This window comes from Streptomyces reniochalinae, from assembly GCF_003323735.1.
In the GTDB taxonomy this organism is placed as follows: domain Bacteria; phylum Actinomycetota; class Actinomycetes; order Streptomycetales; family Streptomycetaceae; genus Streptomyces; species Streptomyces reniochalinae.
Genome location: NZ_QOIM01000025.1, coordinates 81,552 through 99,955, shown reverse-complemented (window position 1 = coordinate 99,955; position 18,404 = coordinate 81,552). Strand labels below are relative to the sequence as shown.

The window sequence follows — 18,404 nt, the reverse complement described above, 5'->3', positions numbered from 1 at the left end:
GGCGCCCGCGCGTCCGGCCGCCGGCTGCCCGCGCGCCCGGCAGCCGGAGGCCACCGATCCGGCCGACCGCACCACGGGAAGGAGGCGGACCGCGCCCATGCGCACCGTGCACAACCTGCCCTACGAGACGAAGGAGGAGACCACCAGCGTGCCGCTCCCGGACGGCACCCGGCTCTCCGCCCGCATCTGGCGCCCCGTCTGCACGGACCAGGAACCCCTGCCCGCCGTGCTGGAGTACATCCCCTACCGCCAGCGCGACCTGACGGCCGTTCGGGACTCGATCCACCACCCCTACCTCGCCGGGCACGGCTACGTCTGCGTCCGCGTCGACCTGCGCGGCACCGGCGACTCGGACGGGGTGCTGGAGGACGAGTACCTGGAGCAGGAGCAGCAGGACGCACTCGACGTCCTGGAGTGGCTCACCGAACAGCCCTGGTGCGACGGCAACACGGGAATGATGGGGATCTCCTGGGGCGCCTTCGCCGCCCTCCAGGTCGCCGCACGGCAGCCGGAGAGCCTGCGGGCGATCGTCATCGCCTCCTTCACCGACGACCGGTACGCCGACGACATGCACTACATGGGCGGCGCACTGCTGTCGGACAACCTGGCCGAGGCGGGCACCATGTTCGCCTACGCCACCTGCCCGCCCGACCCGGCCGTGGTCGGCGACCGCTGGCGCGAGATGTGGCGCGAACGGCTGGAGGGCACCGAACCGTGGGTGCTGGAGTGGCTGCGCCACCAGCGGCGCGACGACTACTGGCGGCACGCCTCCGTCTGCGAGGACTACCGGGCGGTGCGCTGCCCCGTGCTGGCCTCCAGCGGCTGGGCCGACGGCTACTCCAACGCCGTCACCCGCCTGCTCGCCCACCTGGACGTGCCGCGCCGCGGACTGATCGGCCCCTGGTCGCACAAGTTCCCGCACCTGGGCGAGCCGGGCCCGGCCATCGGCTACCTCCAGGAGGTGGTCCGCTGGTGGGACCACTGGCTCAAGGGCGCCGACAACGGCGTCATGGAAGGACCCGTGCTCAGCGCCTGGATGCAGGACAGCGTGCCGCCCTCCACCGCGTACGAGGAGCGGCCCGGCAGGTGGGTGGTCGAGCCCGAGTGGCCCTCGCCGCAGATCGACGAGGTCGTCCACCCGCTGACGCAGTACCGCATCCGCCCGCCGGGAGAACCGGCCGCCGAGGGCGGACCCGGCGAGCCGCTGACGGTGCGCTCCCCGCTGTCGGTCGGCCAGTTCGCCGGCAAGTGGGCGTCGTACAACGCGCCACCCGACCTGCCCTACGACCAGCGGGAGGAGGACGGGGGGTCACTGGTCTTCGAGACGGACCCGCTGACCGAGCGCGTGGAGATCCTCGGCTCGCCCGGCGTGGAGCTGGACCTGACGGCCAGTGAGCCGGTCGCTCAGGTGGCGGCGCGGCTGTCCGACGTCGCCCCCGACGGCAGCGCCACCCGCGTCACCTACGGCGTGCTCAACCTCAGCCACCGCGAGGGCACCGGCACGCCTGAGCCGGTGGAGCCCGGGGCGCGCTGCCGCGCCACCGTGCGGCTCAACGGGGTCGCGCAGGCGTTTCCCCCGGGGCACCGCATCCGGTTGTCGCTGTCGACCTCGTACTGGCCGCTGGCCTGGCCGCCGCCGCGCCCCGTGCTGCTGAGCGTCCATCAGAACTCCAGCAGCCTCACACTGCCGGTACGCAGCCCCCGCGCCGACGGGGAGGCCCCGCGCGGCCTGTTCGGCGAGGCCGAGGGTGCCGAGCCGCTGACGACCACGACGCTCACCCCGCCGGAGGAGCGCTGGGACGTCAAGCGCGATCTGATCGACTACCACCACGAGCTGGAGATCGTGAAGGACCGCGGCTTCGAGCACCTGGACCACATCGGGCTGGACGTCGGCCGGCGCGCCTACGAGCGGTACACGGCGGTGGCCGACGACTTCACCTCCGTCGGCGGCGAGTCCGCCTGGACGATGACCTTCCGGCGCGAGGGGTGGGAGGCCAAGGCGGTCACCCGTACCGTACTGACCTGCACCGAGCGGGACTTCCACGTGCACGCGACGCTGGACGCGTACGTGTCGGGGGACCGGGTCTTCTCCCGCACCTGGAACGAGACCGTGCCCAGGGACTGCCTCTAGGGAGTGTCTTCAAAGTCCCGCCAGGCAGGCGGGACTTTGAAGACACGACCTAGGCCGGACACACGGGGCCCCGATCCAGCAGCGCGCCGCCGGTGCCGGGCCACCGGCCCGGCGGCGCGCCCCGGGGCGCCGGGGGGAGAGGGGACGCCCCGGGGCGGGGAGGTCAGGGCACCACGACGATCTTGCGGCCCTTGCCCTCCGCGAACCGGTCCAGCGCCTCGGGGTAGGAGGCCAGCGGGAGCCGGTCCGAGATGAACACCTCCGGGTCGAGGATGCCGCCGGCGAACAGTTCGGCCGCCCGCTCGTAGCTGTGCAGCACCGCCATCGATCCGGTGATGGTGATCTCCTGGTTGTAGATGCGGTACGGGTCGATGGTGGCCCGCGTCGCGTAGTCGGCGACCCCGAACTGGAGGAAGGTGCCCGCCTTGGCCACGCGGCCGAGACCGTCCTGGATGGCGGCCGCGTTACCCGTGGCGTCCACCACCAAATCCCAGCCGCGGGGCCGGTCGAGTTCCTCGGCGGTGGCCGCGGCGCCGCTGCACCCGAGGGAGCGCGCCGTCTCCAGGCGTTCGGGGTTGAGGTCGAGCACCTCCACACTGGCCGCCCCGGTGCGCTTGGCCAGCTCCAGCATCATCAGCCCCATCGTGCCCGAGCCGTAGATCAGCACGTGGGAGCCCAGCTGGCTCTTCAGCACGTCGTAGCCGCGCACCGCGCACGACAGCGGCTCGATCAGGGCCGCGTCCTGGGTGCGCACGTGCTCGGGCAACGGCACGCAGTTGGCCACCGGCGCCACGGCGTACTCGGCGGCGCCGCCCGCGCGGCTCACCCCGATCGCCGCCCAGCGCTCGCACAGGTTGTTGTGCCCTGTGCGGCAGTAGCGGCACTCGTAGCAGTACAGGGAGGGGTCGACGGCCACCCGGGCGCCCTCGGACAGCTCGGTCACCTCGCTGCCGAGCGCCACCACCTCCCCAGCGAACTCGTGTCCGGGGATCACGGGCAGGGTCGGGGCGAACTCCCCCTGGAGGATGTGCAGGTCCGTGCCGCACAGCCCGCACGCGGCCACCTTCACCACCACCTCGCGGGGCCCTGGCGTGGGGTCGGGAACCTCCGTCAGGGAGACCTTCCCCACGGACTCGACGAGAGCGGCCTTCATTTCACGGCTCCTAGCGACAGGCCCTGGACCAGCTTGTCCTGGGCGGCGAACCCCGCGGCGAGCACCGGCAGGGAGATCACGAGCGACGCGGCGCACACCTTGGCCAGGAACAGGCCCTGGCTGGTGATGAATCCGGTCAGGAAGACGGGCGCCGTCTGTGCGACGACCCCCGTCAGCACCCGCGCGAAGAGCATCTCGTTCCAGGAGAAGATGAAGCAGATCAGCGCGGTGGCGGCGATCCCCGGCGCGGCGACGGGTGCGACGACCCGCGCCAGGATGGTGGGCAGCCGGGCGCCGTCGAGCTGCGCGGCCTCGATCAGCGCGACCGGCACCTCGGCCAGGAAGGACTGCATCATCCACACCGCGATCGGCAGGTTCATCGAGGTGTAGAGGATGACCAGCAGCCAGATGTTGTCGAGGAAGCCGGTGTTCTTGGCGAACAGGTAGATCGGCAGCAGCCCTGCGACCACCGGGAGCATCTTCGTGGACAGGAAGAAGAACAGCACGTCGGTCCACTTGCGCACCGGCCTGATGGACAGCGCGTAGGCGGCGGGCAGCGCCAGTACGAGCACGAACAGGGTGGAGACCACCGAGGCGGTCAGCGAGTTGGCCAGCGCCGGCCAGGGCCCCGACTGCCAGGCCCCGCCGAAGAACTCCCGGTAGCCGTCCAGCGTCAGCGGGGCGGCCAGGGACGGCGGGTTGGTGGCCGCGTCCGACTCGGAGTGGAAGGAGGTGAGCACCATCCACGCGATCGGCAGGAAGAAGACGATCCCGCACAGCCACGCCAACAGGCCCAGCAGCGCGTTTCTGCGCCGTACCGTGCGCGGGGCGGTGACCGCGCGCGCCTTTCTCGGGTCGGCGACCGTGACGCTCGCACTCATGACCGGGCCTCCTCACGGAAGAGGGACGAGACCACCCGCAGCGCGAGGGTGGCGATGATCAGGGAGCCGAGCACCACCAGGACCCCGGCCGCGGACGCCAGCCCGTACTCGTGGCCCTGGTAGAAGGTCTGGTAGATGGTGTACGGCAGGTTGGCGGTTCCCAGCCCGCCGGAGGTGATGGTGAAGACGGCGTCGAAGTTCTGCACGATGTAGATCGACCCCAGCAGCGCGCCCAGTTCCAGGTAGCGGCGCAGGTGCGGCACCGTCAGATAGCGGAAGATCTGCCAGGCGCTCGCCCCGTCGATGCGGGCCGCCTCCAGGGAGTCGGCGGGACGGCTCTGCAATCCGGCCAGCAGGATGAGCATCATGAACGGCGTCCACTGCCAGATCAGCGCCACCTCCACCGCGCCGAGCGGCATCTCGGCCACCCAGTCGGGCTGTGGCCCGTCGTCCCCGAACACCCAGGTCAGCATGCCGTTCAGCAGCCCGTACTCCGGGTTGTACAGGACGTGCTTCCACAGCAGCGCCGCCGCCACGGGAACCAGCAGGAACGGCGCGATCAGCAGGGTGCGCACCAGGCCGCGGCCCTTGAAGGTGCGGTCGAGCAGCAGCGCCAGGCAGAGCCCGAGCACCAGACTGGTCAGCACGACGACGGCGGTCAGTACGGCTGTCGTCACCACGGACTCGCGCAGCGCCGCGTCGCCGAGAACCTCCTGGTAGTTCTCGAAGCCGCCGAACCGGCGCGCCTCCGGGTACAGGGCGTTCCAGTCGAAGAAGGAGACCACCAGGGTGGCCACGAACGGCAGCTGGGTGACGACGATCATGAAGACCAGCGCGGGCAGCAGCGGCGCCCTGGTGACCCAGGCGCGCAGCTTGTTCGGCGGCCCCTGCGGTTTCGTGGCGGTCTTGCCGGCCGCTGACGGGCGCTCGTTGCGCGCTCCGGGTGCCGGAGCGGTCGTCGGCGTGCTCATCGGCCCCGCCCCTCGTAGTCCTCGGAGATCTCTTCGGCCAGCGCCTGGGACTTGCGCAGGGCGGTCTCGACGGACTGGCGGCCCGCGATCGCCGCGCTGATCTCCTGCGAGACCTTGGTGCCCAGGTCGGCGAACTCGGGGATGTCCACGAACTGGATACCGATGGTCGGCCGCGGCTGCACGCCGGGATCGCGGGGCTCGGCGCCTGTGATGGCCCGGCGGGTGACCTCACCGAAGGCTCCCGCCTCCTTCTTGTACTCGGGCAGCTTGTAGGTCGAGGCCCTCTTGCCCGCCGGCACGTTGGCCCAGCCGAACTCCTCGCCGACCAGCCGCTCGTATTTCTTGCCCGACGCCCAGGAGATGAACTTCCACGCCTTGTCCTGGTTACGGCTCGCCTTTTGGATGCCCCACGCCCAGCTGTAGAGCCAGCCGGAGCTCTCCGTCTTGAGCGTCGGCGCGGGCACGTACCCGATCTTGCCCTTGACCTTGGACTTCGCGCCCTCCAGCGAACCGGCGCCGGCCGTGGCGTCGTACCACATGGCGGTCTTGCCCTGGGTCATGTTGTTCAGACATTCGGCGTAACCGGCCTGGGCGGCGCCGGATTCGCCGTGCTTGCGCACCAGGTCGACATAGAACTTCGTCGCCTTCTTGAAGGCGGGATCGTCCAGCCGCGCGTTCCAGTCCTTGTCGAACCACGTGCCGCCGAAGGTGTTGACGACCGTCGTCAGCGGCGCGACCAGCTCGCCCCAGCCCGGCAGCCCGCGCAGGCATATGCCCTTCATGCCGCGCTGCGAACCGTCCACCTCGGCCGCGAGCTCGGCGACCTGCGGCCAGGTCGGCTCCTTGGGCATCGTCAGCCCCTTTTCGGCGAAGACGTCCTTGCGGTACATCAGGAAGGACGACTCCCCGTAGAAGGGCTGGGCGTAGACCTTGCCGTCCTCGCCGCTGAGCGACTCCCGCACCGGAGGCAGGATGTCCTGCTGGTCGAACGACTTGTCCTTGCGGGTGTACTGGTCCAGCGGTTGCAGCCACTCGTTCTTCGCGAAGATCGGCGTCTCGTAGTTGCTGAGGGTGGCCACGTCGTACTGGCCCGCCTGGTTGGCGAAGTCCTGGCTGATCTTGTCGCGGACGTCGTTCTCCGGCAGCACCGTGAAGTTGACCTTGATACCGGTCTCCTTCGTGAAGTGAGCCGCGGTCAGCTTCCGCAGCTCCAGCATCTGCGGATTGTTCACCATGAGGACGTTGATCGTGTCACCCCCCTGCCCCAGTGCCCCCGCCCCTGCGCAGGCGGGCAGCGTGAGCAGCACGCCCGCCGTGGCGGTCGCGGCCAGCGCCCGGGCACGGTGTGGTCGGTGGGGTGTCCGGCTGAGCTGTCTGCTCCGACGGCGCATGGAAACTCCTGGCGAAATCGACATGTGTACGGCGTCGGCGGGCGTACGAGGACGACCGCCGGTCCGGGACGGGGACGGGGTGGAGCGCTCGGGCGGGACGGGTCAGACTCTGATGACCTGCGGCCCCAGCAGGGCGTAGCGGTGTGCTTCTTGTGCCGGCAGCCCGGTGGAGGTGACGAGCGCCTCGAAGTCGCCCACCTGGGCGAAGCGGCAGAAACTCACCGCGCCGAACTTGGTGTGCGGCCCGGCGAAGACCCGTCGCCGTGCCGCCCGCACCGCCTGCGCCTTCACCTCGCTGACCGCCGGGTCGGGGGTGGTCAGCCCGTGCTCGCGGGAGATGCCGTTGGCGCCGACGAACGCCAGGTCGATGACGAATCCGGCCAGCATCTTCGTCGTCCAGTGCTCGACGGTGGCCAGCGTGCCGCCCCGCACCCGTCCGCCCAGCAGCAGCACGGTGAAGTCACCGGCGGTCGCCAGCACGTTCGCCACCGGCAGCGAGGCCGTCACCACCGTCAACGACCGGTCCGTTGGCAGCGCCTCGGCGATGAGCTGGGGGGTGAACCCCTCGTCCACGAAGACCGTCTCCGCGTCCCCGAGCAGTTCGACGGCGGCCGAGGCGATCCGCCGCTTCTCCGGCACGTGCATGGTGGTGCGGAAGGCCAGTGTCGTCTCGAAGCCGGCGCTCTCCACCGGGTAGGCGCCTCCGTGCGTACGGCGCAGCAGACCGTGCTGCTCCAGGACGCGCAGATCGCGGCGCACCGTCTCCTTGGCCACGCCGAGATCGTCGGCGAGTTGGGTCACCTCGACGGAGCCCAGTCGTCGTGCCGTACCGACGATCTGCCGCTGCCGCTCCGCCGCGCTCATGGCTCCGCGCTCCTGTTCGTCCCGTCCCGGCCGGTCCCCGCGGGCTCCGTTCGGGCACCGGGCTGCCCGTTCCTGCCCGTGTGCAGAGTTGTACCGGGCGTGGGCGGGGCACCACCAGCCCTCCGGTCGGGCAGATCGTGCCCGCTTGCGCCCGTATCCCGCCGCCCCTCACAGCGTGACGTCCCAGGCCCGGGCCGCGTCCGCGCCCTGCCTCGGTGCCCGTTTCCCGCCCGCACGCGCCCGTTCCGGGCCCGCCCGCCTCTCCGTGGCCCGCACGGGCGCCACGCGACGACGCGGGGGTCGGACACCAGCGGGCGCCCGGGGTGGCCGTGGCACGTCGTGGCGGCGTCGGGTACCGCCCATCGGGGACGCCCGGTACCTCTGCCCGGGTGAAAGATCGGCCGGGCCGAACGGATCGTCAGCCCGGGGAGCCCCCGGAGGAGTTTGCTACCGCCCTGACGGGCTTTCCTCTGACCCCAACAGAGAGTCTCCGGACTCGACGGTAAGGACCTGATTCAGATGCGTAAGACCAAGATCGCCACCTTCGGCGTCCTCACGGCGGCTGCGGTCGCCGTCCCGGCAACTCCCGCCTTCGGGCAGGAGGCGCAGTCCGCCGGCACGCACACCCACGCGGAGGCCACCGCGCGGTCCCAGGGCACCACCGGGTACGAGACGCAGGGCACCTCCGGGTACGAGGTGCAGCCCGGCGACACCCTCTCCCAGGTCGCACAGCGCCACGGGACCACCTGGCAGGAACTGGCCGAGCGGAACGGCCTCCCCGATCCCGACCGGATCTTCCCCGGCCAGCGACTGGAGGTCACCGGCGCGAGTACCCCGCAGCCGGCCCCCTCGGCGCCGCCCCCGGCGCAGGAGGCGACCCCCGAGGCTCCGCAGGCATCACAGGCCCCACAGGCCCCGCACGCACAGGAGGAGGAGCAGTCACAGGGCGAGGCGGCTCCGCAGCCCACGCGGTCCAAGCCCGCCTCCTCGGCCGCCTCCATGTCGGAGAACGCGGCGAAGGCGGAGATCATCCGCCGGGAGTCCAGCGGCAACCCCAACGCCCAGAACGGCAAGTACTACGGGCTGTTCCAGACCGACCAGCCCTGGGGCAAGGGCACGGTCGCCGAACAGCACGCGGGCGCCGAGCGCTACGTCGAGAACCGCTACGGCTCCTGGCAGGCGGCGCTCGCCTTTCACAACAAGCACGGCTGGTACTGACCCACCGGACCCGGGGCCCGTTCGCGGGCCCCGGGGTCCGCGGTGTGCGGAAACCGGGGTGTCCGGAGACCACAGTGTCCGGACACCCCGGTGTTCACGAACGCCGCCGCGGCGCGGGTACGGCGGAACCCGTACCCGCGCCGCGGCGGCGCCCACCGGCTGTACGTACCGCCGGCGTCAGTCCTCGGCCCAGCCGTGCTGCTTCCCGAACTGCACCAGCCTGCGGCGGATGTCGAGGATCTGCGCCCCGGTCAGTCCCGGCGCGGCTTCCAGCAGCAGCTCCGTCACCGACCTGGTGTACTCGGCGACGCTGAGCACGTCGCACAGGGGGTCGTCCGGATCGTCGGAGCGGACGGAGGCCGACGCCTCCCGCTCCTGACCGGCGGCGGAGGGCGCCGGCGCGAACGGCGACACGTTCTCCGGATTGTGCAGGAGGCGGACCGAGGAGGCCTTCAGACCCCGGTCACCGTCCTCGATCTCGAATTCGACCGCCACGCCGGTGTGCACGTAGGACTCCGGCACCATCAGGTCGTTCGCGTGCAGGAAGACGTCCTCGCCCCCGTGTTCCGGCGCGATGAAACCGTAACCCCGCGCACCGTCGAACCGGACAACTCGACCAGCAACCATGTTTCCACCTCAACCACATCCCCGGGCCCCGTGCCCGGACACCTGGCCGGGATCCTAGCGAAGGCGAGCCGTGAGGGGTACGGCAGGTGCGGCTTGCCTGGCGGGCGACGCGGGAAAAGGGCCGTCGTCCCTGGTCATCCGGGGGCACGGAGCGCTGGGCGGGCGATCCGCGGAAGCCGTCCGGATGGATTGCCCATCAAGAGGTTTACCGGGGCCCCGGGTGGGCACGGGCCCCATGCCGGGTCTCTTCTCAGAGCCCGATCCCCCATTTTTGTCAGGACGGTTTCCGCCTGCCGACGGGTCCGGAAACCGGGGAGAAGGCGCGCATGTTCACCATCCTGCTCATCGCCGGTCTCGGCGTGGTCCTCGCGGTCGCCGTCGGGCTCGCGTTCCGTTTCAGGCAGGAGGTGGCGGACCGGGACGGGGAAGACCTCCAGGGCCGCTTCGGTCCTGAGTACGACCGCACCCTGGCCCGCCGCCGCGGCGACGTGCGGACCACCAGGCGAGAGCTGCGCGTCCGGCTCAAGCGGTACGCCCAGCTCCAGGTCCTGCCGCTCGACCGCGCCGCGCGCGAGCACTACCTCGCCCGCTGGACCGCACTGGAGGAGGACTTCTCCGCCGACCCCGGCCGGGCGCTCGACGCGGCGGAGGTCCTGCTGACGGAGCTGGCCGCCGAGCGGGGCTACCCCGCCCAGGCGCCGTTCGAGGACCTGGCCGCCGCGCTGTCGGTCCACCACGCCCGCCGCGTCCACGGGTACCGCCGCGTCCACGAGGCGGCCCGCGCCGCGCACGCCGACCACCGGGTGACCGAGGACGCGCGCGCCGCCCTCCTGTCCGCCGGAGCCCTCTTCGACTCGCTGCTCACCGCGCGGTCGAGCGTCAGCGCACCGCCGGCCCGGCGCGCCGCGGGGGCGGTCCGCCCCCGCGTCAGCTGACCGGCACCGGGCGCGTCCGTCACCGGGGCGGGCGCCGGGCGAGTCGGCCACCGGGGCGGCTCGCGAGCGGTGCCGCCCCACCCGACCGAACCGGACCGCGGCGCCGGAGAGAGACCGGGCGGGGGTCTCGTCCGGCTTGTGCGCGCTCACCGATATGGAGTGGTCCCGCCTGTATGGAGTGGTACTGATATGGGTGTGAACCCTATCCCTCCCGGCCATAACACCCGCGATACCGCACAGCGGGCGAGCGAGGTCATCGAACTGCTGGAGGTGCTGTGGGAACGCGGCAGGAACGCCGCGTCCACCACGCCCGTCTCGCCGTCGCAGCTCCGGGTCATGTACTGCGTCGACCGCGACGAGGGGATGAACCTCCGCGCGCTGGGTGAGGCGCTGGGTTCCGCGCCGTCGTCCGTGAGCCGGCTGTGCGACCGGCTGGAGGCGATCGGCTTCGTGGAACGCTCTCCCAGCCCCACCAGCCGACGGGAGTTGGAGCTGCGGCTGACCGGGCGGGGCCGGGCCTACCTGACGCATCTGCGCGAGCAGCGCGAGGAGGCGCTGCTGGGGATGCTGGACGGCATGCGGGTGCGGGAACGCGAGGCGCTGCTCAAGGGGTTGCGGGGTTTCGTCGACGCCACGGGAGGCGCCCTGGTGCCCCACCCGTCCGCGGCCGGTTCCGCCGACGCCGCGCTCAGGCCCGCCTGATCGGCTCCGCGCGCGTTCCGCCCGGGGCTGTCACGGGCGCCTCGCGGCGTCCCCGACCGGTTTCCCGGACCCGCGAGGGGCTACCCACGCCGCCGTTCACTCCATAGGGTGTCGTCACTCGACACATGTGAGGGGGCGCAGTGTCCTATCCGGGACCGCCGTACCAGCAGGGACGGCCCGCGAACGACTCCAACACGCTGAGCATCGTGGGCATCGTGCTCGGCGCCATCGCCTTCCTCTTCTGCCCGCCGGGATTCGGTATCGCGGGGCTCATCTGCGGCCTCGTCGCCAAATCCAAACAGGAGCGGCTCGCGGGCACGGCGATCGGCGTCTCCATAGCCGGAATCGTCATCGGCATGGCGATCGGCTACCTCTTCTTCCGCGGTATGTACGGAGGTTGACCTCCGCAGCCTCGAACGCCCGCGTTCGGCTTGGGTGTTCGGGCGCGGCGGTGGCCGGGCGCCCACGCGTTCGGCCACCGCGGCCGGGCGTCCGGGGGTTTGGGCGCGGCCCCTTACGGCAACCCGCCGCCCATGGCTGACCCTGTGAAGAACGCGAAGACAGACAGTGCGAAGAAGCCCGCAGCGGCCACGCGGACGGTCGCCGAGGCGAACGGAGCCGCGAGCTCTGCGGGAGAGGCCGTGAAGAGGCGGGGAGAGGCCGCCAGGAACACGCTGGCGTCCGCGACCTCCACGGCGACTACGGCGGCCACGGCCGGACTGGTCGCGGTCAAACAGCGCAAGAAGGTCGCCGCCGGAGCGGGCGGGAGTCTGCTGGCGCTCCTGGCGGGTGCGTTCGCGCTGGGGCGTACGACGGCGCGCAGAAGGACGGGTCCGCTGACACGTCTTACCGGCGGCCGCATCTGATGCCGTGCCCGCACCGAGGCCGGAGGGGCCGCTGAGCCCCTCCGGCCTCGGTGTGCGTCCGTGTTCTCGGGGACGAGGCCGGCGCCGCCGGCTCCGGCGCGGCGACAACCGGGAGGTGAGCGCCGCCGCCCGCTCAGCGCCGGATGGTGCCCCGTCGGCCGACGCGGCGGCTGCTGCGCCGGTAGCCGAACGGGCCTGGCAGGTCCATCGACGTCGTGCGGCGGCCACGGGAACCGTAGGTCCGGCGCGGTCCGCCGTGGCCGCCCACTCTGAAGGAGACCGACCGGCGGTTGATGTTCATCCGTATCCCCGGCAGAATCCGGATGCTCTTTCGGAAAGTGAGCCCCATCGTTCCTCCCTCTCGGGTGCAGACGCTCCCCGGGTACCCGGCACCTCAGGTGGCAAGCCGGTGAGCGGCGTCGGACGAGGGGCGGCACGAAGGGATCAGGGCGATGCGGGTGCTGGCCGTGCAGAACACGCCCCGTGGCGGACCGGGCCGTGTCGGTGACTGGCTGGAGGAAGTAGGGCTCACCGTGGACGTCGTCCACGCGTACGAGGGCGAGGCCGTGCCGCACGGGCTGACGCATTCCGCGCTCGTGGTGCTCGGAGGCGGGTTCATGCCGGACGACGACGCGCGCGCACCCTGGCTCGCCGCCACACGCGGGCTCGTCGCGGCGGCGCTCGCCGAGCGCACACCCGTCCTCGGCATCTGCCTGGGCGGGCAGATGCTGGCGCACGTCGCGGGCGGCAAGGTCGCGGCCGGGCACGGAGTCCCGGAGATGGGCAGCACGGCCCTCAGCATGCGGGCCGAGGCGGCGGCCGATCCGCTCTTCCACTCGCTGCCAAAGCGGGTGACGGCGATCGAGCGGCACGTGGACGCCGTCACCTCGCTGCCACCCGGTGCGGTCTGGCTGGCTCGCAGCGACCGCTGTCCGTACCAGGCCTTCCGCGTGGGGGAGCGGGCCTGGGGTGTGCAGTTCCATCCGGAGACGGCCCCCGAGCGGCTGCTGACGTGGGACGCCGCGCGCCTGGCCGAGCACGGTCACGACCGGCAGGCGCTGTATCGCGGGGCCGAGGAGGACGCGCGGACGGCGACGCCCGTCTGGCGCGAGGTGATCCGACGGTTCGCCGCGCTGGTACGGGAGGAGCCGGAGACCGGCCGGGCCGGCCGGTGAGCCGCCATGCCAGGCGCGGGTGACCGGACCCGGCGTCCGGTCACCCGCGCGGCGGCTCTCACCTCTTCGGCCTGAACGTCTCAGACCTCAGGAGCCGGGCCTCAGATGCCGGCTCCCGCGGAGGTGACCGCGACGGGCTCCGGGGCGTCCTCGTCGAGGAGGGAGTCGTCCTCGATCCGGGCGCCGGGAAGGTGGTGCCGGGCGGCGACCAGCGCGGCGTCGACGTCGCGGGTGCCGGTGGACACGCACAGCGTGTAGGCCACGTCGTTGAGGCGCTGCCGGGATTCGGGGGAACCGTCCTCGGCGTGCAGGACGCTGAGCGCCTCGTACTGCTCGACGAGATCGCGGAGAACGGCGGGATGTGCCATCAGCATGGTGATCGTGCTCCCTTGCGGGTCGGTGTCGCCGTCGGTGGTCACACGCGGGCCGTGCGGGCGCCCGCCGCGCAGCGCGGGCGTGCGGGCCTGCGGTCGTGTTCGACCTGGTGGCGGACGTGCTCGAAGCTCTTGCTCAGCAGCCGGGAGACGTGCATCTGCGAGATGCCCAGCTCCTTGCCGATGCGGGACTGCGTCATGTCGCGGAAGAAGCGCATGTACAGCACGCGGCGCTGGCGCTCCGGCAGGTCGCGCAGGCAGGGCTTGACGGCTTCCTTGGCGACGACGGTCTCGTAGTCGGGCTCGCTGTGGCCGAAGGTGTCGGCCAGCGAGAAGCCGTCGTCGGCGTCACCGGTCGAGGCGTCCAGCGACAGGGAGCGGAAGCTTCCGATGGCCTCCAGCCCGGCCTCGACGTCCTCCTGCGACAGGCCGGTGTGGGCGGCTATCCGCTCGGCGGAGGGCGTGTGGTCGTCGACCGCCGAACTCAGCTCCCGTATCGCGGTGCGCACCTTGTTGCGCAGTTCCTGGACGCGACGCGGCACGTGCACGTCCCAGGTGTGGTCGCGGAAGTGGCGGCGGATCTCTCCTGTGATGGTGGGGACGGCGAACGGCACGAAGGGGGTGCCGTGGGACGGGTCGTAGCGGTCGACGGCCTTGACGAGGCCCAGCGCCGCGACCTGTTCGAGGTCTTCGAGGGCCTCTCCGCGGCTGCGGTACTTGGCCGCCAGCCGGTGGGCCATGGGCAGCCACGCCTCGACGATCCTGCTGCTGAGCTCCTCCCGCTCGGGGCCCTGGGGGAGAGCGGCGAGCCGCTCGAATTCCCTGGTCGTGTCGGGGGCGTCAGCATGGCTATGACGTGCTCGCTGCGGGCGGTACCGTACGGCGCACATGGGATCTGGCTCCTTGCGGTCTCGCTTGTTCTCGGACCAACCGCGGGAGGAGCCGTGCCCGGGTCTCGACACACCCGGGGCGACAGTGTGCGGTCGCCTCCCGCGGATGTGCCTGTACTCCCAAGCACTCGGCGTCTCGTATAACCCGTGTCGCGGGTGGCAAACCCACCTGCCGCCAACATTTTCGGCCGCGTCCCGGCCATGGCGTCGCCGGGCTCCGCCGCGTGCCGCCCTCAAGGGCGCTCGCGGGCCCGCGGCGGGCCGCTGCCGGTACGGCACGGACCGGATCCCGGCGGACCGCTACCGATAGAGCACTGACTGGATCTTCGGGTCGTCGACGTTCTTCCGGTCGTACCAGTAGAAGCCCGTGTTGATGGTCTTCGGCAGCTTCTCGCCCTTCTTCGCCTTGAGAGCCGCCTTCACCACCTCGCGGCCGATGGCGAGCGGGTCCTGGGTGATGGCGCCGAGCATCTCGCCCCGCTCGATGGCGTCGATCTGGCCCTTGCCCGAGTCGAAGCCGACGGTCTTGATGTCCTTGCGGCCGCTCTCCTTGACGCCCTGGATGACGCCCATGGCGGAGCCCTCGTTGGTGCCGTAGACGCCGTCGACGTCGGGGTTCGCGGTGATGATGGCCTTGGTGATGTCGGCCGACTTGGTCTGGTCGCCCCCGCCGTACTGCACGGGCAGCAGCTCGATGCGGGGCGCGTGCTTGTTCATCCACCGCACGAAACCGTCGCGGCGGTCGATGCCGGAGCCGCTGGTCTGGCTGTGCGCGACGACGGCGACCTGTCCCTTTCCGCCGAGGGCCTTCGCCAGGTGCTCGGCGGCTTCGGCGGCGGCCGCCTTGTTGTCGGTGGCCACGGTGGTCAGCGGGACCTCGCTGTCCACGCCCGAGTCGAAGGCGATGACGGGAATGTCCTCGCGTGCGGCTTTTCGCAGCATCGGTTCGGTGGCCCGGGAGTCGAGGGCGGCCAGCCCCAGCGCGTCGGGGCCCCTGCCGACGGCGTTGGTCACCTGGGTCACCTGCGTCTCGACGTCGCTCTCGGTCGCCGGGCCCTGGAAGGTGATCTCAGCTCCGCGCTCCTTCGCCTCCTGCTGCGCGCCCTTCTTGACCGACTGCCAGAACTGCTGCTGGAAGCCCTTGGAGACGATCGCGATGGACGGCTTGCCGCCGCTCGCGTCCTGCGAGGCGCCGCAGCCGCTGAGCGTCAGCATCAGGGCCGCCGCGACGAGCGCCGCGCTACGCCGGTGCCGCATGGTCATCGAACTCGAACTCCCTCGGTGGTGCGGGCCAGTGGAAGGCGGGGCGGGCGCGGGGGCTCAGGCCGCCGCACGCTTGCGCGCCCTGTCGGCGTAGACGGCCACGACGATGACGGTGCCGAGGATGACGTTCTGCCACTCCTGGGGAACGGCCAGCACTTGGAGACCGTTGTTGAGCACCGAGATGATCAGCGCGCCGATGACCGTACCGACGATGGAGCCCTTGCCGCCGCTCAGCGAGGTCCCGCCGATGACGACCGCGGCGATGGCCTGGAGCTCGTACCCCATGCCGGTGGCGGGCTGGGCCGAGCCGAGCCGGGCGGAGATCAGCACACCGGCCAGCCCGATGAACAGTCCCGCCAGCGTGTAGATGACGATCTTCCACTTGCGGACGTTCACGCCCGAGAGCGCGGTGGCCTCCTCGTTGCTGCCGATGGCGTAGGTGTAGCGGCCCAGCACCGTCCGGCTGAGCGCCACACCCGCGACGACGGCGACGGCGGCCATGATCAGCACCGCGTTGGGGAAGTCGGCCCCGGGGATGATGCTGCCGGTGGAGATGTCGGTGTAGGCGGTGGAGTCGAAGTAGATCGGTGCGCTGCCCGAGATGACGAGGGCGAGCCCGCCGGCCACCAGCATCATCGCGAGCGTGGCGATGAACGGCGGCAGCCCGAGCACGGCGATGTTGAGCCCGTTGACGAAACCGATGAGCGCGCCGAACACCAGGGTGCCCAGGACGCCGACGACGATCGGCAGCCCCATGTTGGTGATCAGCACGCCGGAGACGACCGCGCACAGCGCCATGCCGGTGCCGACCGACAGGTCGATGCCGCCCGTGATGATCACGAAGGTGGCGCCGAGCGCGAGCGTGCCGATCACCACGGTCGCGAAGAGGATCGAGGTGATGTTGCCGTAGCTGAGGAAGATCGGGTCGGCGATCGCGAAGAACACGCAGATCACCACCAGGCTGCCGAACGCCAGGAACTGCTGGAGGCGGCCCTTGAGGGTGCCGCCGCTCCCGGTCCCCGGGCCGCCTGCCGCGGGCCGGTCCTGCTCGGGCGCGGGTGCCGTCTCGGCTGTCATCACTTGCCTGCCTTGGGGGTGCTGGGGCGGGTGCTGTCGTGGGCGGCCGAGGGCGCGGTCGGTGCGCCGGGCCGCAGCGTCGCGTAGTGCATGACCTGTTCCTGCGTGGCCTCGTGCGCGGCGAGTTCGCCGGTGATCCGGCCTTCGGCCATCACCAGCACGCGGTGCGCCATGCGCAGCACCTCCGGGAGCTCGGAGGAGATCACGATGAGGGACTTCCCCTGCTGGGCCAGCTCGTTGAGGAGCCGGTAGATCTCCTCCTTGGCGCCGACGTCGATGCCGCGGGTCGGCTCGTCGAAGATCAGCACGTCGCACTCCTTGACGAGCCACTTGGCGATGACGACCTTCTGCTGGTTGCCGCCGGAGAGGTTCTTGACCGTCTGGCCGACCGAGGGGGTCCTGATCCGCAGCGCGGCGACCAGCTCCTCGGCGCGGCTTCGGATCGCCCGGTCGCGGACGAAGCCGAAGGAGGCGAAGCGCTCATCGAGCGAGCTGAGCGCCACGTTGGTGTCGACGCCGTCCTCGACCAGCAGCCCGAGCTGCTTGCGGTCCTCGGACAGGTAGCCGATGCGGTGCCGTGCCGCGTCCGCCGGGTTGCTGATCCGCACGCGCCGCCCGCGCAGGGTCACCGTTCCCGAGGTGACCGGATCGGCGCCGACCAGCGCCCTGGCCACCTCGGTGCGGCCCGCGCCCATCAGCCCGGCGAAGCCGAGGATCTCTCCCTCCCTCAGCTCGAAGGTGACGTCGTCGAGCAGCGCCTTGGTGCTCAGCCCCGACACCGACAGCAGCGTCTCGCGGTCCTGGCGCACGTTCTGCGGCCCCGCACCGGTGTCGAGTTCACGGCCGACCATCCGCGCGATCACCTCCCGCGTCGAGACCTGGTCGGTGCGCAGCGTCTCGACGTACCGGCCGTCGCGGATCACGGTGACGCGGTCGCACAGGGAGGTGAGCTCCTCCATGCGGTGGGAGATGTAGACGACGCCGGTCTCCGGGCGCAGGAAGCGGCGGATGAGCTGGTGCAGGGCCCGTACCTCCGCGTCGTTGAGCGCCGCCGTCGGCTCGTCCATGATCAGGACGCGCGGGTCGTGGGAGAGGGCCTTGGCTATCTCGACCATCTGCTGCTGGGCGACGGTGAGGGAAGCGACGGTGCGGCGCGGGTCGAGCGGGAGTTCGAGCCGGTCGATGAGCTCCTGGGCGCGGGAGTTGAGCGCCCGGTGGTCGAGCAGGAAGCCCGCCTTGCGCGGCTCACGGCCGATGAAGACGTTCTGCGCGACCGTGAGGTCGGGCATCAGGTTGAACTCCTGGTGGATGATGCCGATGCCCAGTTCCCGCGCGTGCCGCGGGCCGGTGACGTGCAGCGGCTCGCCGTCGAGGAAGAAGCTGCCCGAGTCGGGGGTGTGGATGCCGGTGAGCAGCTTCATCAGCGTCGACTTGCCCGCGCCGTTCTCCCCGACCAGGGCGAGCGCCTCACCGTGCCGCAGGTCGAGCCGCATCCCGTCCAGGGCCCGGACGCCGGGGAAGCTCTTGGTGACCCCCTCGACGCGCAGCAGCGTCCTTCCGCCGGCGGCGCCGCGGGGCGCTTCGGGGGTGTCCTGCTTCGTGCCGTCCATCAGCGCTCTCCTGCCACCTCGGAACGTTCGGCGGGGATGTCGGCGGGGGACTTGCCGGGGAGCTCGCCGGGGAAGGGAGCACCGGCTCGTGTGGCCGCGGCGGGGCGCCCCGTGGTGTCGGGTCGGTGCGGGAAAACCCCGCCCGTGCGGGGGTGGATGTCGGTCAGCACGACGACTCCTGTCGAAATCGATTTCAGGGAGTGTAGGAACGGCACTCCGGTGGGTCAACAGACGTGCGCGATTTGCCGAGGGAGGGAGACGTTGACGATGAAATCG

General features: G+C 71.4%; 20 protein-coding genes. 7 read left to right on the top strand and 13 right to left on the bottom strand.

The window, feature by feature from the left end; translation table 11 throughout:
* Positions 1-97: 97 nt before the first annotated feature.
* Positions 98-2,131 (top strand): CocE/NonD family hydrolase, encoded by a 2,034-nt coding sequence (locus DQ392_RS07135; protein WP_114014755.1) that lies wholly within the window; start codon positions 98-100, stop codon positions 2,129-2,131.
* A gap of 163 nt (positions 2,132-2,294) precedes the next feature.
* Here DQ392_RS07135 and DQ392_RS07130 read toward each other — a convergent pair whose 3' ends face one another.
* The 5 genes from DQ392_RS07130 to DQ392_RS07110 all read right to left on the bottom strand — a co-directional run bounded on the left by DQ392_RS07130 (position 2,295) and on the right by DQ392_RS07110 (position 7,391).
* On the bottom strand, positions 2,295-3,284 hold the full coding sequence (locus DQ392_RS07130) for a zinc-dependent alcohol dehydrogenase family protein (RefSeq protein WP_114014646.1): 990 nt from the start codon (positions 3,282-3,284) through the stop codon (positions 2,295-2,297).
* Entirely contained in the window at positions 3,281-4,165 is an 885-nt protein-coding gene (locus tag DQ392_RS07125; RefSeq protein ID WP_245981234.1) for a carbohydrate ABC transporter permease, read from the bottom strand. Before DQ392_RS07125 ends, DQ392_RS07130 begins: the two co-directional genes overlap by 4 nt.
* On the bottom strand, positions 4,162-5,136 hold the full coding sequence (locus tag DQ392_RS07120; protein ID WP_114014645.1) for a carbohydrate ABC transporter permease: 975 nt from the start codon (positions 5,134-5,136) through the stop codon (positions 4,162-4,164). The genes DQ392_RS07125 and DQ392_RS07120 overlap by 4 nt, the downstream gene beginning before the upstream one ends.
* Positions 5,133-6,527, bottom strand: a complete 1,395-nt coding sequence (locus tag DQ392_RS07115; protein ID WP_114014644.1) for an ABC transporter substrate-binding protein — start codon at positions 6,525-6,527, stop codon at positions 5,133-5,135. The genes DQ392_RS07120 and DQ392_RS07115 overlap by 4 nt, the downstream gene beginning before the upstream one ends.
* A gap of 102 nt (positions 6,528-6,629) precedes the next feature.
* Positions 6,630-7,391, bottom strand: a complete 762-nt coding sequence (locus DQ392_RS07110; RefSeq protein WP_114014643.1) for a DeoR/GlpR family DNA-binding transcription regulator — start codon at positions 7,389-7,391, stop codon at positions 6,630-6,632.
* 519 nt (positions 7,392-7,910) lie between these two features.
* On the opposite strand from DQ392_RS07110, the gene DQ392_RS07105 reads away from it, so the two are divergent.
* On the top strand, positions 7,911-8,609 hold the full coding sequence (locus DQ392_RS07105) for a LysM peptidoglycan-binding domain-containing protein (protein WP_114014642.1): 699 nt from the start codon (positions 7,911-7,913) through the stop codon (positions 8,607-8,609).
* A 177-nt stretch (positions 8,610-8,786) separates the two neighbouring features.
* Here DQ392_RS07105 and DQ392_RS07100 read toward each other — a convergent pair whose 3' ends face one another.
* Positions 8,787-9,236: a cold-shock protein gene (locus tag DQ392_RS07100; protein ID WP_114014641.1), complete on the bottom strand. Its 450-nt coding sequence runs from the start codon at positions 9,234-9,236 to the stop codon at positions 8,787-8,789.
* Positions 9,237-9,562: 326 nt separating this feature from the next.
* On the opposite strand from DQ392_RS07100, the gene DQ392_RS07095 reads away from it, so the two are divergent.
* The 4 genes from DQ392_RS07095 (at position 9,563) to DQ392_RS34005 (ending at position 11,739) form a co-directional block, all read left to right on the top strand.
* Positions 9,563-10,171, top strand: coding sequence for a hypothetical protein (locus DQ392_RS07095; protein ID WP_114014640.1), 609 nt, complete (start codon positions 9,563-9,565; stop codon positions 10,169-10,171).
* 189 nt (positions 10,172-10,360) lie between these two features.
* A complete protein-coding gene (locus tag DQ392_RS07090) occupies positions 10,361-10,873 on the top strand; it encodes a MarR family winged helix-turn-helix transcriptional regulator (RefSeq protein ID WP_114014639.1) in 513 nt (170 codons plus the stop codon).
* A gap of 140 nt (positions 10,874-11,013) precedes the next feature.
* Entirely contained in the window at positions 11,014-11,274 is a 261-nt protein-coding gene (locus DQ392_RS07085) for a hypothetical protein (protein ID WP_114014638.1), read from the top strand.
* Positions 11,275-11,406: 132 nt separating this feature from the next.
* The gene (locus DQ392_RS34005; RefSeq protein WP_147266496.1) at positions 11,407-11,739 is read left to right on the top strand and encodes a hypothetical protein; all 333 of its coding nucleotides are present in this window, start codon (positions 11,407-11,409) and stop codon (positions 11,737-11,739) included.
* A gap of 133 nt (positions 11,740-11,872) precedes the next feature.
* Here the strand turns inward: DQ392_RS34005 and DQ392_RS07075 are convergent, their stop codons facing one another.
* Positions 11,873-12,088, bottom strand: a complete 216-nt coding sequence (locus DQ392_RS07075; RefSeq protein ID WP_114014636.1) for a DUF4236 domain-containing protein — start codon at positions 12,086-12,088, stop codon at positions 11,873-11,875.
* Positions 12,089-12,191: 103 nt separating this feature from the next.
* Here DQ392_RS07075 and DQ392_RS07070 point away from each other — a divergent pair, with 103 nt between their 5' ends.
* Entirely contained in the window at positions 12,192-12,914 is a 723-nt protein-coding gene (locus DQ392_RS07070) for a type 1 glutamine amidotransferase (RefSeq protein ID WP_114014635.1), read from the top strand.
* Between the two features lie 101 nt (positions 12,915-13,015).
* Here the strand turns inward: DQ392_RS07070 and DQ392_RS07065 are convergent, their stop codons facing one another.
* The 6 genes from DQ392_RS07065 to DQ392_RS34330 all read right to left on the bottom strand — a co-directional run bounded on the left by DQ392_RS07065 (position 13,016) and on the right by DQ392_RS34330 (position 18,298).
* Positions 13,016-13,288 (bottom strand): DUF5133 domain-containing protein, encoded by a 273-nt coding sequence (locus tag DQ392_RS07065; protein ID WP_114014753.1) that lies wholly within the window; start codon positions 13,286-13,288, stop codon positions 13,016-13,018.
* Between the two features lie 41 nt (positions 13,289-13,329).
* Positions 13,330-14,178, bottom strand: a complete 849-nt coding sequence (locus tag DQ392_RS07060; protein WP_114014634.1) for a SigB/SigF/SigG family RNA polymerase sigma factor — start codon at positions 14,176-14,178, stop codon at positions 13,330-13,332.
* Between the two features lie 300 nt (positions 14,179-14,478).
* Positions 14,479-15,441, bottom strand: a complete 963-nt coding sequence (locus DQ392_RS07055) for an ABC transporter substrate-binding protein (protein ID WP_220182597.1) — start codon at positions 15,439-15,441, stop codon at positions 14,479-14,481.
* A 57-nt stretch (positions 15,442-15,498) separates the two neighbouring features.
* Entirely contained in the window at positions 15,499-16,518 is a 1,020-nt protein-coding gene (locus tag DQ392_RS07050) for an ABC transporter permease (protein WP_114014633.1), read from the bottom strand.
* Positions 16,518-18,128, bottom strand: coding sequence for a sugar ABC transporter ATP-binding protein (locus DQ392_RS07045; RefSeq protein WP_114014632.1), 1,611 nt, complete (start codon positions 18,126-18,128; stop codon positions 16,518-16,520). Before DQ392_RS07045 ends, DQ392_RS07050 begins: the two co-directional genes overlap by 1 nt.
* The gene (locus DQ392_RS34330; protein ID WP_181856315.1) at positions 18,128-18,298 is read right to left on the bottom strand and encodes a hypothetical protein; all 171 of its coding nucleotides are present in this window, start codon (positions 18,296-18,298) and stop codon (positions 18,128-18,130) included. The genes DQ392_RS07045 and DQ392_RS34330 overlap by 1 nt, the downstream gene beginning before the upstream one ends.
* Positions 18,299-18,404: the final 106 nt, after the last annotated feature.